Below are 248 nucleotides of genomic sequence, written 5' to 3' on the forward strand. Positions count from 1 at the left end.
TTAGGAATAAGTGGGTATTTCCACATGCCTTTTTCGTCTAGTGCCCAAGCACCCGCAAAGTTATTCGCGGTGATAAGAAGAGAACTTACGTTATCACCGAAGCCAAGAGGATTGTTGTTTTTTTTATTTATTGATGATGATTCAATCCATAAAGGTGAACCACGATAAAGACCAGGAAAATCTGGCATAATATAAAAAGAACGCGCAATAACGTGATCAGCTGATGCGGGCTCAATGGCTGGAATGTT

General features: G+C 40.3%; 1 protein-coding gene. It reads right to left on the bottom strand.

What is annotated here, in order from left to right; all coding sequences use genetic code 11:
• Positions 1-248: DUF4159 domain-containing protein (locus ACFINS_RS11075; protein WP_375706301.1), on the bottom strand; the 248-nt coding region annotated here is incomplete at both ends.

The organism is Bartonella sp. AA2SXKL (genome assembly GCF_042197205.1).
GTDB lineage: Bacteria > Pseudomonadota > Alphaproteobacteria > Rhizobiales > Rhizobiaceae > Bartonella.